Below are 535 nucleotides of genomic sequence, written 5' to 3'. Positions count from 1 at the left end.
TCTGCTTGGTGTGGCAAGCTATACCGCCCTGCTGCTCAGTGGCGCAGATGAAAGCAGCAATATCAGCAATCTCATCCACCCGCTGGTTGGTTTCGCCTTTGGCGGTTCGCTGATTTCGATTTTCGCACGGCTGGGGGGTGGCATTTTCACCAAAGGTGCCGACGTCGGTGCCGACCTGGTGGGTAAAGTTGAAGCTGGAATTCCTGAGGACGATCCACGCAATCCTGCAGTCATTGCAGACAACGTAGGCGATAACGTGGGAGATTGTGCCGGAATGGCAGCTGATCTGTTTGAAACCTACGCGGTCACCATCATTGCGACCATGCTGCTGGGCGCGCTACTGTTTCAGACCGAAACAGGCAATGCAGTGGTTTATCCGCTTGCACTGGGCGCAGCATCCATCATTGCATCAATCATCGGCTGCTATTTTGTCAAGATGCGTGAAGGCGGCAAAATCATGAACGCCCTGTATCGCGGACTGGCCGTTGCCGGTGGCATCGCTTTCTTCGCCTATCTGCCCATTACCGTATGGTTT

General features: G+C 54.4%; 1 protein-coding gene. It reads left to right on the top strand.

Annotated features, from left to right (window positions below; all coding sequences use genetic code 11):
* Window positions 1–535: sodium/proton-translocating pyrophosphatase (locus SQ11_RS15505; RefSeq protein WP_041515106.1), on the top strand; the 535-nt coding region annotated here is incomplete at both ends.

The sequence above is a fragment of the Nitrosospira sp. NpAV genome, from assembly GCF_000832065.1.
Classification (GTDB): domain Bacteria; phylum Pseudomonadota; class Gammaproteobacteria; order Burkholderiales; family Nitrosomonadaceae; genus Nitrosospira.
The sequence above is the reverse complement of the archived record's forward strand: the minus strand, read 5'-3'. Positions and strand labels throughout refer to the sequence as shown.